Annotated in this window: 1 protein-coding gene; it reads left to right on the top strand. The window is 57.2% G+C overall.

Going from position 1 to position 807, the window contains the following annotated elements; translation table 11 throughout:
* Window positions 1-253: 253 nt before the first annotated feature.
* Window positions 254-807, top strand: a 554-nt coding sequence (mobV, locus tag D2V93_RS00005; RefSeq protein ID WP_245978013.1) for a MobV family relaxase, incomplete at its 3' end; no start/stop codon positions are given.

An 807-nucleotide genomic window follows, 5' to 3' on the forward strand; every position in this document is an offset into this window, starting at 1 on the left:
AACAGGCTTGGCAGTGGTGGGGGGTGGCGCGGAGCGACGCCTTCCACCTGCCAGACCGCTGTTGAACTTGACCTTTAGGCAGCTTGCTGCCCGAACGATTTTGCAAAGCAAAGTCTAGTGAGTACACTATCATCCTGATAGTGGCCCGCCGGAGGCATCGCAATGCGATCCCCCGTCTGGCCGGATGGACGCCGGAACGAGGGGGGGAAGCATGGCGAACTACGCGATAATGCGCTGTAAAAAGCTGACGGGAATGGGCAGTGTGGCCAGCGCGTTGCAGCACTGCTACAGGGAGCGTGAGACGCCGAATGCTAACGCTGAACGGACACCAGAAAACTACTGCTCTGTATCCGAATCAACGGATCAGGCAATGGGGCGTGTCCGGGAGCTGCTGCCTGAAAAACGCCGTAAAGATGCTGTACTGGCCGTTGAATACGTTATGACTGCAAGCCCTGAGTGGTGGAAAGAAGCGACACCGCAGCAACAGGCGGAGTTTTTCGCCCGCTCTGAGCAATGGCTGGAGAAGAAATACGGGAAGGATCGTGTTGTGGCGGCGGTGGTTCACCGGGACGAGGCCACCCCCCACTTGTCAGCGTTCGTGGTGCCATTGACGCAGGATGGACGGCTGTCCGCGAAAGAGTTTATTGGCGGGCGGTCAAAGATGCGTGAAGATCAGAGCACCTACGCTGAATCAGTAAAAAAACTGGGTCTTGAGCGCGGAATCGAGGGAAGCCGTGCCACGCATCAGACAGTTCAGCACTACTACGAATCGATAAACCGTGGCACCCGTAGCCAGGTATCGATCTC

The organism is Flagellimonas taeanensis, from assembly GCF_003584105.1.
Lineage (GTDB): Bacteria > Bacteroidota > Bacteroidia > Flavobacteriales > Flavobacteriaceae > Flagellimonas > Flagellimonas taeanensis.